The 12,854-nt window shown below is 55.5% G+C and carries 13 protein-coding genes; all 13 read right to left on the minus strand.

The window, feature by feature from the left end; genetic code table 11:
- Positions 1–22: 22 nt before the first annotated feature.
- On the minus strand, positions 23–982 hold the full coding sequence (locus FEF65_RS05970; RefSeq protein WP_138238882.1) for a CinA family protein: 960 nt from the start codon (positions 980–982) through the stop codon (positions 23–25).
- Positions 979–1,476 (minus strand): phosphatidylglycerophosphatase A family protein, encoded by a 498-nt coding sequence (locus FEF65_RS05975; RefSeq protein ID WP_138238883.1) that lies wholly within the window; start codon positions 1,474–1,476, stop codon positions 979–981. Before FEF65_RS05975 ends, FEF65_RS05970 begins: the two co-directional genes overlap by 4 nt.
- Entirely contained in the window at positions 1,460–2,383 is a 924-nt protein-coding gene (gene thiL, locus FEF65_RS05980) for a thiamine-phosphate kinase (RefSeq protein ID WP_138238884.1), read from the minus strand. Before thiL ends, FEF65_RS05975 begins: the two co-directional genes overlap by 17 nt.
- Positions 2,380–3,603: an RsmB/NOP family class I SAM-dependent RNA methyltransferase gene (locus FEF65_RS05985; protein WP_138238885.1), complete on the minus strand. Its 1,224-nt coding sequence runs from the start codon at positions 3,601–3,603 to the stop codon at positions 2,380–2,382. The genes thiL and FEF65_RS05985 overlap by 4 nt, the downstream gene beginning before the upstream one ends.
- Positions 3,604–3,642: 39 nt before the next feature.
- A complete protein-coding gene (locus tag FEF65_RS05990) occupies positions 3,643–4,383 on the minus strand; it encodes a formylglycine-generating enzyme family protein (protein WP_138238886.1) in 741 nt (246 codons plus the stop codon).
- A gap of 225 nt (positions 4,384–4,608) precedes the next feature.
- A complete protein-coding gene (locus tag FEF65_RS05995; RefSeq protein ID WP_138238887.1) occupies positions 4,609–5,826 on the minus strand; it encodes a multiheme c-type cytochrome in 1,218 nt (405 codons plus the stop codon).
- 20 nt (positions 5,827–5,846) lie between these two features.
- Positions 5,847–6,668 (minus strand): CheR family methyltransferase, encoded by an 822-nt coding sequence (locus FEF65_RS06000; protein ID WP_138238888.1) that lies wholly within the window; start codon positions 6,666–6,668, stop codon positions 5,847–5,849.
- The gene (gene cheB / locus FEF65_RS06005; RefSeq protein WP_202978237.1) at positions 6,668–7,795 is read right to left on the minus strand and encodes a chemotaxis-specific protein-glutamate methyltransferase CheB; all 1,128 of its coding nucleotides are present in this window, start codon (positions 7,793–7,795) and stop codon (positions 6,668–6,670) included. Before cheB ends, FEF65_RS06000 begins: the two co-directional genes overlap by 1 nt.
- 7 nt (positions 7,796–7,802) lie before the next feature.
- The gene (locus tag FEF65_RS06010) at positions 7,803–8,192 is read right to left on the minus strand and encodes a response regulator (RefSeq protein ID WP_138238889.1); all 390 of its coding nucleotides are present in this window, start codon (positions 8,190–8,192) and stop codon (positions 7,803–7,805) included.
- Positions 8,193–8,313: 121 nt separating this feature from the next.
- On the minus strand, positions 8,314–8,820 hold the full coding sequence (locus tag FEF65_RS06015; protein ID WP_138238890.1) for a chemotaxis protein CheW: 507 nt from the start codon (positions 8,818–8,820) through the stop codon (positions 8,314–8,316).
- Entirely contained in the window at positions 8,817–11,822 is a 3,006-nt protein-coding gene (locus FEF65_RS06020) for a hybrid sensor histidine kinase/response regulator (protein ID WP_138238891.1), read from the minus strand. The genes FEF65_RS06015 and FEF65_RS06020 overlap by 4 nt, the downstream gene beginning before the upstream one ends.
- Before the next feature lie 57 nt (positions 11,823–11,879).
- Positions 11,880–12,260, minus strand: coding sequence for a response regulator (locus FEF65_RS06025; RefSeq protein WP_138238892.1), 381 nt, complete (start codon positions 12,258–12,260; stop codon positions 11,880–11,882).
- On the minus strand, positions 12,257–12,854 hold a 598-nt coding region (locus tag FEF65_RS13610), incomplete at its 5' end, for a hypothetical protein (protein WP_238701209.1). The genes FEF65_RS13610 and FEF65_RS06025, both read right to left, overlap by 4 nt.

Consider the following 12,854-nt stretch of genomic DNA (forward strand, 5'->3'; position numbering starts at 1 on the left):
AAGATGCTGATTTCTCACTCTTTCACATGGCACCGGCTTCAAGCTGAGCAATCAACAGCTGAAGCACTGCCACCACCGAACAGGCCTGAATATCATGACGGCTACCTGAGAGCTGCAGCCTCCGGCTGATGGTCGGCTGGCCCGGCTGTGCAACGGCAATCCATACCGTACCGACAGGCTTGTCCGGGGTGCCGCCAGCGGGACCGGCCACACCACTGACCGCAACACTGACAACCCCTTCAGCGATCGCACCTTCGGCCATGGCGCATACCACCGCCTTGCTCACGGCTCCATGGCTGGCAATGCATGCTTCCGGCACAGCAACCAGCTCATGCTTGGCCTGATTACTATAGGTCACCCAGCTGCGATCAATGACAGCCGATGCTCCGGGCACACGGCATAAGCGGGCGACCAGAGCGCCCGCCGTACACGATTCCACACTGCGCAAGCCAAGACCGCGTCTGCGCAACAGTGCGATCACCTGCTCCTCTATCATCAACCCTGTATCATTGAGCAATACGGATGTATCCGCCGGGGGCTCAAGAGAGGCCGACAACCCGGCCTCAAGCGGCAAGCGCTGTGCCTCACCGCTACATACATACAGCGGTCGCATCACATCGCCCCGGTTAAAACAGGTAAGATAGTGGTGCCGCTGAAAAACGACATCCCCGACCGGAATCAATACGGCAGTATGTTCACCCCGCCTGAAGCAGCAACCCTGTCGATCTGGATTATCCAGTTTAAACGAGGAGATAACATGATCCTGCGAAAGTATCCGGTGAATATATTCCAGCTCATCTGACTGCCCGACAAACAACTGCCAGTCAGCCAGATCATGGCGCCAGTCGTCATGGTGAAGCCATTCAACATGCACCGACGCTGCTCCGGCAGCCATCAGCCAGGCACGCAACCAACCGGTCGTCACACCTGCTGATGCAAGGCTGAACATCCCCTGCTCACTCAACACCAGCGAGCACTTCATCGTCCGCCCACTCCGGCAAAATATGCGGCGACAAACAACAATCCCCCGCCCAGCGCACCGGCAACCATGTCATCAGCCATAATCGACCACCAGGCAGGCCCCACCCTCTCAGCCCATGAAACCGGCCAGGGTTTGAAAATGTCAAAGAGACGAAAGGCGATAAAAGACGGCAGAAGGATCACCCAGCTGATTCCTGTTATCGCAGCCACCATCGCGATACAGAGCCACTGACCGGCCCACTCATCGATCACAATCCAGCCGGGGTCCTGATCCTCCAGTTGCGGCAATACGATGGCACATACCCCACAGCCCAGCCCCAGGATCAATATGGCAGCCCAAAACAGGCCGGCGACACCAAACCAGTCAAGTAACAGCCATGCCGGCGGCAAAGCGGCAAGAGAGCCCCAGGTACCCGGCGCTTTCGGCAACCAGCCGCTACCGAATCCCGCGGCAATCCAGCCTGAAAAACCATACGACTTAACCAAAGTGATCATACCCTCTCTTGCCCACGCTCACAGCCTGCCCGTTCAGCCTGATTGTCACACCGGCGCCTGCAAAACAGCGACCGATTTTGACGGCAAACGGAAGGTTCACTCCCTCAGGGGCGGTACACAACAGTGCATAATCCTCCCCTCCGTACGCCACCCGCTGTAAGGCGACATGCTCCCCCAGTGTATCGACCAGCTGCGTCCAGCCGGGCAGAGAAGCCATCTCAATCTCCATCGCCAGCGACGATGCCCGGGCGATGTGGGAAGCGTCCTGCAACAGACCGTCACTGATATCCATACAGCAACGCACCCCGGCCTGCCGCAACCGGATGCCATCTGCCAGCAATGGTGTTATGTTTTTGAAGTCATCGACAAAACACCCGTCTTTTTCACCTGTTAGCCACTGATGTAAACCTGATGCATGAAATCCTGCACGGCCGCACAGCCAGACCAGATCACCGCTGTTGGCCATGTCACGCCGCATTGCCGTCCCTTCAGGAAGTGCTCCTGCCACGGTCACCGCCAGCGCGTTACTTCTGGAACGGGTGGTATCGCCCCCGGTCAGTTCAACCCCGTAACGGGCAAGTGCCGCAGTAGCTCCCTCCCCCATCTGTGCAACCGACTCCGCATCGGTCGCCATCACATTAAGCCAGCAACTGACCGGTTCTGCCCCCATGGCGGCAAGATCCGACAAGGCCGAGCAAACGGCTCGATCAGCAGCAATCGACAACGGCAAATCATCCGGCCAGTGGATACCGGCCAGCGAACTGTCTGTGCTGACCACCAGCTCCATACCTGCAGCCAGACGATGCACCGATGCATCATCACCGATGCCGAGCCGGGTAAACGGGTGACGAGCCCCGCCCTTGCCGGCAAAACAGTCACTGATCAGATCAAACTCACCCCGCGTCATAATACTCTCTGCTGATCCACACAACGCCGTGCATGAAAGAATCCATCATGTGCTTCAGCCGGGAAAAGACGTGTCGAATGCCAGTCCAGTCCGGTCATCGCCAACACCTGCTCATTTTCCTGACGGTGAATCGAGCAGACTGCATACACCACTGCCGCATCGGATCCGGCCACACGCAGTGCTTCAGTCAGCAGTTCTGCCTGCTGGCGGGAAAGTGCAGCCACTGACTGCTCATCATGAAGGAATTTGGCATCGGGATGGCGGCGCAGGATGCCCGATGCTGAACATGGAGCATCCAGCAAGACGGCATCAACCGATGCATCTGCCAGCGGCAGCACTCCGCCATTGGCCTGAACCACCTGCACATTGCGACAACCCAAACGGTTGAGATTTTCCATCAGACGGGGAATGCGTCGCCCGTTGAGCTCAACAGCAATGATCGTAGCCGCCGGAAAACGATGCGCCAGCAGCGCCGTTTTTCCACCCGGTGCCGCACACACATCAACGATGAGGCCGGATGGATTAAGCGGTTCAAGTGCCATCACTGCAGCCTGAGCGGCCTGGTCCATCACGGTAAAATCACCGGCTGCATAACCGGGTAACGCAGTGATATCGGTTCCGGCCGGCAGCAGTACGGCATAAGGGCTGAGTTGACCGGCTGACACCTCAATACCGGCGGCCATGACCTGTTCGATCCATGATTTCCTATCGACAAAAAGTGCCAGTGAGAGTTTCGGCACCTCTTTCAGGGCCTGACACAAGGCCTCGGTCTGCTCTGCCCCGAAATCATCCCGCCAGTGGCTATAGATCCATTTTGGCAATTCGGCGCGCTGATTCGGCTTCAACTTCTTCGGCGCTTCGTTTTCACCCACTCGCCTGAGCACGGCATTGACAAAGCCACCGGCTTTGGGGCGCAACTGCAGCACGGCAGCCACTGTTTCAGACACCGCCGCATGAGCCGGCACACGCATATGCCTCAGTTGATAGCTACCCACCAGCAGCGCCATACGGGCCACTTCATCCGGACGGGTACGACAAAAGCGCGAATAATCAGCCTCAAGCGAGTAATAATAGCGCAGCACGCCGTACACCAGCTCATGCAAAAACCTGCGCTCGCGATCATCCAGCGATGCACCGAAACGATCCATTGCGCTATCGGCCTTGTCATGACTGACAAACAGCTCCTCCAGACACTGAATCGCAGCTTTACGTACTAACATGTCATTGCTCCTGCCAGTGCGCAGAAGCCCGGCGATAGTTTATCGTTCAAGAATCAGCCGGAAACCGCTGTTATTATCGAATTTGTCGGCATCGTTCCACAAGCGGCCGGTCGTGGTAAGCATGGTCTCCGCATCATACCAGGAACCACCACGGAGTACGCGAGTCGTGCAGTTGCCCTTCAGGTTGGCAGACCCATCCTCCGGTGTACCGGCAAGCGTGTCATTCCAGCAATCCTGCACCCACTCCCATACATTACCGCTCATATCATACAGACCAAGATCATTGGCTCTCTTTTCACCCACCGGATGGGAGGTGTATTTGCTGTTACGCATATACCAGGCAATCTGATCCAGCTCACCTGTCCCGGCATATTGCTGCAACTTTCCCCCGGAACGCGCGGCATATTCCCATTCAGCCTCACTTGGCAGGCGGAATGTTTTGCCACTTTTGCTATTAAGTTTGTTGATAAAGGCAACCGCATCAAACCAGCGGACCCGCTCAACCGGATAGCGGTCCCCTTGACTGGAACCGGATGGATTGTCACCGGAAATCTTCCTGTACTGTTCCTGAGTCACTTCATAGGCAGACATCCAGAAATCTTTGGAAAAACATACCTTTTTACTATCAGGCGATAATTCGGAAGAGGATGCCCCGAACTGAAAACAGCCAGCCGGCACACGAACAAATGTCATTCCCGTCGTTGGCTCGGTGACACTTTCTGCTGCTGCAGATCCGATCATACAACATCCCAGCAACCATGCAGCCACCACTCTGAACATCACCATCCCCCCCGTACTTTCCCCGTCAACAGTTGCAGCTTAAGAGCACTCAGAGAGTCAGGCAAGCTTAAGCCACGGGCGAATGATGCGTTTGTACGGGGAGGTCACAACAAAAAAGTACCTCATGACCTTTCGGGACATGCTACGGACCTGCCCTGTTTACAGCACACTGCTTCCGCCTGCCCGCCCTGAATGCTTGCCTGATATACAGCCAGAATGCAGAAACTACTGCCGGGGTGACACCTGCAATTGGCCCTCGAACAGGGTATAGTCATTTTGATCGGCCTGCTCCGCAGCAAGCCGGATATGTTTCGATCCGTCATGGTGGCGGCTTGATTGTGCCAGCTGTTGATATAGCCCTTTGTAATAGGCATCCGGGATCACCAACACCCTGTAGCGAACAGCAACCGTGTTTCGCGACAGTGGTGATGCAATAAATGCCCGCTCCTCACCCGGCATCAGACGGGTATCCGACAACTCTTTCCAGCCATGATCGAAAGCCACCTTGCGCCAGATTTCCCATTGCCAGCTTCTGATCACAGCACCGGCGCGATCCACTGCCTCGGCGCGGATGACCACCTTCGGAGTCACATAGGTTGGAAAGGCATGACCAATCCACTTCGATCGCATGCGCAGTACAGCTGTATTGCCACTGCGTGCAATCGATATATCAAGCCCGCTTCGCACCATGCCGGCATCATGGATGCCACGGAACTCATGCCTCCGGTCAGGCATATGGCACTGCTGACAGGTAATTGACCGGCGGCCGAAATCGCTGTTCTTCCACTCGTTTAACGTGTTTTCAATAGGCTTTCCATTGATCGCCATAGAGGCAGGAAACTGATGACAGGAGGCACAGAAGGATGAACTTTCAAATGCATTGATGGCCGTGAATCCCTGATGCGCCGCACCGGATTGAGGATCACTTCCGCTTCGCAGCGGCGGACCGAATCGCTGCCAGCCCCGTACATGGCAGGCCGCACATGTCACACCGGCATGACGGAGCGGCAAGGTAGGCTGATCCATATCTGCATCCGCATTAAATCCATCCTGATGAGCGAGCATAAGCGCCAGCGATGAACGCACCCCCTGCATATCAGCATACCGCTGCTCCTGCAGCGGTGCATGACATACAAGACAGCCATTGGCTTTTTTAACACCAAGCGATGGAAACTGACCAATCATGCCGGGAGAAAATGCATGGGCATGGCGGCTTCCCCGCCAGGCATCAAACTGGGAACGATGACACTGTGCACAGGCTTCCGGATGCAGATCAGCCTCAAGTGATGACCAGTGATCAGGTGCAGCACGACCATCGGATGCCGATGGATTCTGCCAGTAACCGGCAGGTAGTGTGCCGGCTGCCTCCTGTTTAACACCTGCCCCGATCAATAGCAGTGCAGCAGCAATGAGAGATGCCTGCACAACGATTGTGGACGACATACGCAATCAGCGTGACAATGCTACAACAGCTTCCAGATACGCTTGCCCTTGAAAAGAACCTGCTCCCACTGCGATTTAATGCCGCTCGGGGTTTCTGCAGCACCGGTAATCAGGTAGCCCCCGCGCTGCATGCAACGGGCCAGCCGGTCAATCACATGGCAACGCTCTTCCGGCGTAAAGTAGATCAGCACATTACGGCAGAAAACCACATCAAACGGGCCGTGACTTCTTGCCTGCATCATAATGCGCTCTTCAATCAGATTACTGGTTTCAAAACGGGTCATGGCCTTGAGTTCCGGCTTTACATTCCAGCGGCTGCCATCCTGATCAAAATAGCGCAGCAAGAGCTGCACCGGTAACCCCCGCTGCACCTCCATCTGTGTATAGCTGCCGGTACGGGCATAATCAGCCGCCTTGGCGGAGAGATCTGTGCCAAACACATGCACATTGCCGCGTTCGGGCACACACTGGCTTGCCGTCATGGCGATGGAGTATGCCTCCTGTCCGGTCGAAGAGGCGGCCGACCATATTTTTATTTTCCCGATCTTTCCCTTGGACCGGATCAGTTCCGGCAAAATCATGTCGCGCAATGCATCAAACGGATACTGATCACGGAAAAAAAGCGTCTCATTGGTGGTCATGGCATCCATCACCTGATTGGCCAATACGCCGTTTTCATCGCGCCGAACAGACTGGGAGAGAACGTTAACATCGGCCAGGTTATGTTCGCGCAGCAGCCGCGTCAGCCGCGATTTCAGCAGATACTGTTTATCATCACTCAGTGACAATCCCATTTTTCGCAACAGAAAGTCACGCATGTACCGATATTCCGATGCGTCCATTACCTGGCTCCTCTTTCTGTACTGATTTGTGCACCATATTGATTGAGCAGTGGTGCAACCTCACTCAACGGCAATACCTGATGGGCGGCCCCCGCTTTTACTGTAGCCCCCGGCATTCCCCACACGGTACTGCTTGCTTCATCCTGAACAATCACGAACCCGCCGGCAGAAGCTAGCGCAGCTGCGCCTGCAGCACCATCCGATCCCATACCGGTTAACACCACCGCCAGCGTACGCACCGTCGGTGCCAGCCGACGCAGGGAAAAAAACATCGGATCCACCGCCGGTTTGCAGTGGTGAACCTTGGGCCCATCCACAAGCGATGCCTTAAATATACCGCCAACCCGGTTGACCTCAAGGTGAACATTACCCGGCGCAAGATAGACATGTCCCGCCAGTAACGGCATCCCTTCTTCCGCCACATGACATGTCAGTTGTGTCTCGCGATCCAGGCGCTCGGCCAGCGAACGGATAAACAGCCCTGGCATATGCTGGGTAATGACAATCGGTGTACGCATGCTGGCGGGCAAAGGGGTAAGCACGGCAGAAAGCGCCTGCGGCCCTCCGGTACTGGTACCGATGGCAATCACATCCGGGCGGAATGAGAGTGGTGGCGGCGAAGAAATCGCGACAACGTCTGCCTGCCGGGGACGATCGACAGAGGCTGGCGGTGAAGCTCTGCTGCGCAGCTTGCCACTCTTTCCTTTTGTCACCACGCTGATACTGCGTGCAGCCTGCAGACATGCCCGCAGCTGATCCACCAGTTCCTGCCTGTCTTCACTGCTTGCAGCCCGCGGCTTTAAAATAATTTCGAAGGCTCCTGCCTCCAGCGCCTCCACCGCCCGACCGGCATTGGACACCGTTTCACTGGTGACAATCACCACCCGGGTATCCGGCGACTGATCATGCAATGCATTGAGAACATCGATACCATCAAGATGCGGCATCTCGATATCCAGCGTGACCAGATCAGGCTTTAACTCTTCAATGCGGCGAAGCGCTGCTTTACCGTCTGCTGCGGCACCCACCACCTCGACCCCATCGATCTCACTCAAACAGCGACGAAGGAACGTCCTGAAAACCATCGAGTCATCAACGATCAGGGTGCGCAATGCATGCGTATTCACCTGAAACTCACTCGGAGCCAGGATCTGAGACCTCAAGACCGATCATCATCAGCTTCCCTGATACCATTTCACGGTCAAACGGCTTCATAATGTATTCATCCGCTCCGGCAGCGAGCGCCTTCATCATTGATCCCATACCCGTCTCTGTCGTCACCATAATCACCTTGGGTGAGTTGCCGAAACGACTGTCCTCGCGCATGGCCACCAGAAAATCGTAGCCGTTCATGACCGGCATATTCCAGTCGAGCATCACCACATCCGTATCCGGGTGGGCCTCCATCTGCTCCAGCGCCTCAAGCCCGTTTTCGGCTGTCACTGTTTCATAACCCAGCTGATTCATAATGCGGCCGAGCGCCACCCGCACCACTTTGGCATCATCAACTATCAGAGCTTTCATACCACCCCCGCTTTCGAGACATCATTTAAGATCATCCATTTCAGCATCTGAACTGAAACAGTTGTGTTACTATGGTTCCAGTCACCGGGGCAATGCAGCCCCCGCATTGGACGTGCATCCACTAATTCAACAGAGCCGGTATCTCCTGCATCTGCTGATCGGCTATCGTCAGGGTAATAAAGCGCTCCACATCGACAAGCACCAGCACATGGTCATCACGCTTGAGCACACCGTCACTCACCATTTGCCAAACCCTGGCCAGCGTTTTGGGCGTCTTTTCATAGTGTTCGGGATTCAATTCAATCACTTCACCCACAGCATCCATCACCAGTCCGAAGTCTTCTCCGCTGACCGTTTCAACAATAGCCACACGGTAATAGCTTCCCGTCCTCGGCGGTAAACCAATCACCCGCCTCACATCCAGCTGAGTAATCACCCGGCCGCGCAAATTGATCAACCCCATCACAGCATCCGCTGAAAGAGGCATATCAGTGTATTGCATCGGCGTCACGACTTCCCGCACATGCCGGACGGGTAAACCAAGCCACTGGTCCCCCACCCTGCAGGTCAACAGCTCGGAGCTGCATATACCGACCTTCGATGTCGGCACGACTGCATTCTTGCTCATCGTGTCACCTCACCTGATATAATCTGTGCATCCTCAACAGCCGGCGGCTGGCCCCTGTGTGCATGTGAAGCGAGCACGTCCCGCAAATGTTCCACCAGCGAGTGGCGATCGAATTTAACCAGCACCTCATCAAAATTCCGGCGCTGTTCCTCATCATTCTCATCCGGTGGCGTTGCCGTTAATGCCACCACCGGCAGATGCTGCAGCTGCTTGTTACTGCGAATCCAGCCGGCCAGCTCATAGCCATTCATCTTTGGCATTTCCAGATCTGTCAGAACAATATCCGGGACTCTCTCTTCGAGAATTTTCTTCGCCTGCTCACCATCACAGGCAATCCAGACCTCAAAGTGCATCGACTCAAGCACCGGTAACACCAGATTCCGGAAAAACGGTGTGTCTTCCGCAAAAAGAATGCGGCTACGCTGCTGCGATGCACCACCGGCTTTGCTCTTGAACCAGTCAGGGACAGCCCGCTTGATCACATCAAACACATCGACCACTTCCGCCACCTGATTCTGAATCACCGCAGTGCCAAGGAAGAACTCATCCTGCACCGGTTTTTTAATCTCCAGGGGCACCTCGATAATATCCTCGATTTCATTCACCTGCAGGCACATGCGGTGATCGCCATCCGAAAGAATCAGTCCGTAGACCTCTTCACTCAACTCATCGGGCTGGCCGATCAAATCGCCCCAGCGCAATACGCGAATCACCTCACCATGCCGATACTGCAAGACTTCAGAGCTGCCCGAACGCTCAATGCGCTCACGCGGAAAGTGCTCCAGGCGCTCGATCAGTGCCATCGGAATGGCATAGCGCCCGTCTGCATGGGTAAACAACAACACATGCTGAAGATCATTTTCCTGCCTGATCTCCTCCTCCTGCCTGATGCGCGCCGATGCCTCCATCTCATCGGAGATTTTCATCATCTGCGCCAACCCGTTGCAGTCGAGAATCGGAATCACCGCACCATCGCCCAGAATACTGCAGCCGCCATACTGGCTGAGGTTACGGAAGTGAATGCCTAGCGGCTTCACAACGATCTCTTCCGAACCGAAGATCGTATCCACCAGCAGCCCCAGTGAACGCTCACCGGCATCAATCACCACAATGGAACCGGCGTTACGACGCTGTTGATCAAGCTGCAGTGTTGAAGCCAGATCAAGCACCGGCAGCAAACGACCACGCAACCGGAAAAAGGGCTGATCGCCAATCATCCGCCACTCTTCCGATGTGGCAGGTGCACTGAGCAGCTCACGAATACTGATTTGCGGGACGGCAAATCGCCGTTCACGGCATCCGATAATCATCGCTGAAATAATCGCCAGCGTCAGCGGAATACGAATGCGCAGCGTGGTACCACTACCGATTGTACTGCTGATATCGACGCTGCCACCCACCTTCTCGATTTCGGTGCGCACCACATCCATACCGACGCCACGACCGGAAAAGTTACTGACCGTTTCCGCCGTCGAAAGTCCTGCATTGAATATCAACTGCAACGCCACCTTGTCATTCATGGCGGCAGCTTCATCCTCTGTGATCACGCCCATGGCAACGGCCTTGGCCTTGACCTTGTCGGCCGGAATACCTGCACCGTCATCCTCGATCAGGATAACGATATAACCGGACTCCTGGGCCGCATTCAGGCGAATCGTGCCCACAGCGGGTTTACCGGCAGCGATGCGGACAGCCGAAGGCTCGATCCCATGATCGCAACTGTTACGAATAATGTGTGTCAGCGGATCTTTCAACGCATTGAGAATCGTGCGATCGAGCTCGGTCTCTTCCCCCTCCATCTCGACCACGATCTGCTTTTGCAGTTGCTTACTGATATCGCGCACAACCCGAGGCATATTGCCCCAGATCGTCTTGATCGGCTGCATACGGGTACGCAACAGCTGGGCCTGCAATCGTTCGGTGACCTGATCCACCTCCCGGCCCACGCGCATAAATTCCATTGACCCGGATGCGGCAACCATCTGCACCAGACGGTTCCGGGTAAGCACCAGCTCCCCCACCTGATTCATTAATGAATCCAGCAGCTCCACATCCACACGAATGGATCCGGCACCGGCGGCAGGCTTCCGGCCTGCGGCATCTTCCCCTTTCTCAACCTCTTTAGCTGATACGGCTGGCAACGGCTCTTTTTCAACCTTCACCTCGGGCGGCGTACGCAGAGCCGGCGGCGGCGCACTCAATGGCTCAGGCGCAACAGGTGCAGCGGCGGGCGCAGCAACAGAAGCAACCTCCTCCATATCCGGCTCAACCGCTTCGGGCTCCGCTGCTACCGCCTTTGTTCTGATGCCGCCAGCCGCTATCACAGCTTTCGCGGCACCGAGTATTTTCAGTGCATCCGCCGGCGTCAGCGCATCCAGCTCGCGCAGTGCAGCAAATCCGGCGGCCACAGCCTGGGAGGGAGTTAGCCACCCCTTGTCCCGCAACTGGCTGTAAACCGCATCGTCAAAACCTTCGAGCCACATCTCGGGCGTTATATCGCCTTCGGCAACCATTCCCGAATCCTGATTCGCTGCAACAACCGGTTGAGGAGCCACTTTCTTCCCGGCAGCCGGGGCAGCAACAGGTTTCGCTGCCGGTTGCTGGGATCCGGCCATCACCTCAACCAGTCGTTCAGCAGCCTGCAAGCGCCGAATCAGGGCGCTGTGATCAATATCCGGCTCGACACCATCCGACTGCAACCCGTCAAGAATCGCATTGATCGCATCTGCACACGAGAGCAACAGGGAGACAATATCATCATTTACCTGAAACTTCAGTGCCCGCACCTTGCCGAGCAGATTTTCACCTGCGTGTGCCACCTTTTCCAGGCGGGTTAAACCGATAAAGCCACAACTTCCCTTCACCGTATGAATGATACGAAATATGGCGTTGACCAGCTCTTCATCGCCCGGATTGGCCTCAAGCTCCATCAACTGCTCTTCGATCGAGGCCATATTCTCGTTACTTTCGGTCAGAAACTCCGATAACAGCTCTTCATCCACCGGCAACTCCTTTCTGCCCCGCAGCAAGAGAGGCAGCCTTGTCCAACAAACAGGTCATCAGAATAACATACTTCCGACTGTCTCAATCAATGCATCAGGCTCAAACGGTTTCACCAGCCAGGAGGAGACACCGGACCCGTGCCCAACTGCCTTTTTCTCTTCCCCTGACTCGGTGGTCAGCATGACAATAGGCGTTTCAGCATAAGCGGCTGTTTCCCTCAGTCGCTTGATCATGCTCAGCCCATCCAGATTCGGCATATTCAGGTCTGTCAGAATCAGATCATAGGGCCGATCCATACTGGCCAGCGCCATATCCAGACCTATTTGACCGTCCTTGGCTTCATCCACAAGAAAATCAACTGCGGCCAGCGTCCGCTTGACCGTAATACGCACCATGGTTGAGTCTTCAACAATCAGAATTCTTGGTGCTCCACTCATAACTCCTCCCTGAGTACTGTGCGCTCCTCTTCCATCACGTAGCGCTTTTCCACTTCACTCTTCCACAAGGCTGAGGCCGGTGCGGCCGGTGCCGCCGATCCCCAGTCCTGCAAACAGGATTTCACATTATTCAACCGCTGCATGACCCGATCGATATTCTGCAGGTCTGTCAGTGCAGCCATAATCAACTCTTCAATTTCAGGACTGACACCGAGGTCGAGAATCTGGGTTAACTTGATCAGGCCATCTTCGGAGCTTGATTCAAGCAATGAAACTGAACCCTCCACCTGTCGCTCAAGTACTTTGATCAACCGCCTGTCGGCTGTTTGCGGCCAGACTGAACTATTCATCACTTCACCCTCCACTGCTGCTGGTTCGATCACTGCCACAGCGCCACATGCCATCTCCGCCCCGACCCGATCCGTTTCTACTTCTGCTGTTTCCACTGTTTCCACTGTTTCCACTGTTTCCACTGCTTCCACTGCTTCCACTGCTTCCACTGCTTCCACTGCTTCCACTGCTTCCACTGCTTCCACTGCTTCCACTGCTTCCACTGCTTCCACTGCTTCCACTGCTTCCACTGCTTCCACTGCT

It is taken from the genome of Mariprofundus erugo (assembly GCF_005818865.1).
Taxonomy (GTDB): domain Bacteria; phylum Pseudomonadota; class Zetaproteobacteria; order Mariprofundales; family Mariprofundaceae; genus Mariprofundus; species Mariprofundus erugo.

What these genes read in the sequence shown, in the direction of transcription:
- FEF65_RS05970 (WP_138238882.1), bottom strand. Translation starts at nt 982, where the DNA reads ATGAAGTGCTCGCTGGTGTTGAGTGAGCAGGGGATGTTCAGCCTTGCA.
- FEF65_RS05975 (WP_138238883.1), bottom strand. Translation starts at nt 1,476, where the DNA reads ATGATCACTTTGGTTAAGTCGTATGGTTTTTCAGGCTGGATTGCCGCG.
- thiL (WP_138238884.1), bottom strand. Translation starts at nt 2,383, where the DNA reads ATGACGCGGGGTGAGTTTGATCTGATCAGTGACTGTTTTGCCGGCAAG.
- FEF65_RS05985 (WP_138238885.1), bottom strand. Translation starts at nt 3,603, where the DNA reads ATGTTAGTACGTAAAGCTGCGATTCAGTGTCTGGAGGAGCTGTTTGTC.
- FEF65_RS05990 (WP_138238886.1), bottom strand. Translation starts at nt 4,383, where the DNA reads ATGTTCAGAGTGGTGGCTGCATGGTTGCTGGGATGTTGTATGATCGGA.
- FEF65_RS05995 (WP_138238887.1), bottom strand. Translation starts at nt 5,826, where the DNA reads ATGTCGTCCACAATCGTTGTGCAGGCATCTCTCATTGCTGCTGCACTG.
- FEF65_RS06000 (WP_138238888.1), bottom strand. Translation starts at nt 6,668, where the DNA reads ATGGACGCATCGGAATATCGGTACATGCGTGACTTTCTGTTGCGAAAA.
- FEF65_RS06010 (WP_138238889.1), bottom strand. Translation starts at nt 8,192, where the DNA reads ATGAAAGCTCTGATAGTTGATGATGCCAAAGTGGTGCGGGTGGCGCTC.
- FEF65_RS06015 (WP_138238890.1), bottom strand. Translation starts at nt 8,820, where the DNA reads ATGAGCAAGAATGCAGTCGTGCCGACATCGAAGGTCGGTATATGCAGC.
- FEF65_RS06025 (WP_138238892.1), bottom strand. Translation starts at nt 12,260, where the DNA reads ATGAGTGGAGCACCAAGAATTCTGATTGTTGAAGACTCAACCATGGTG.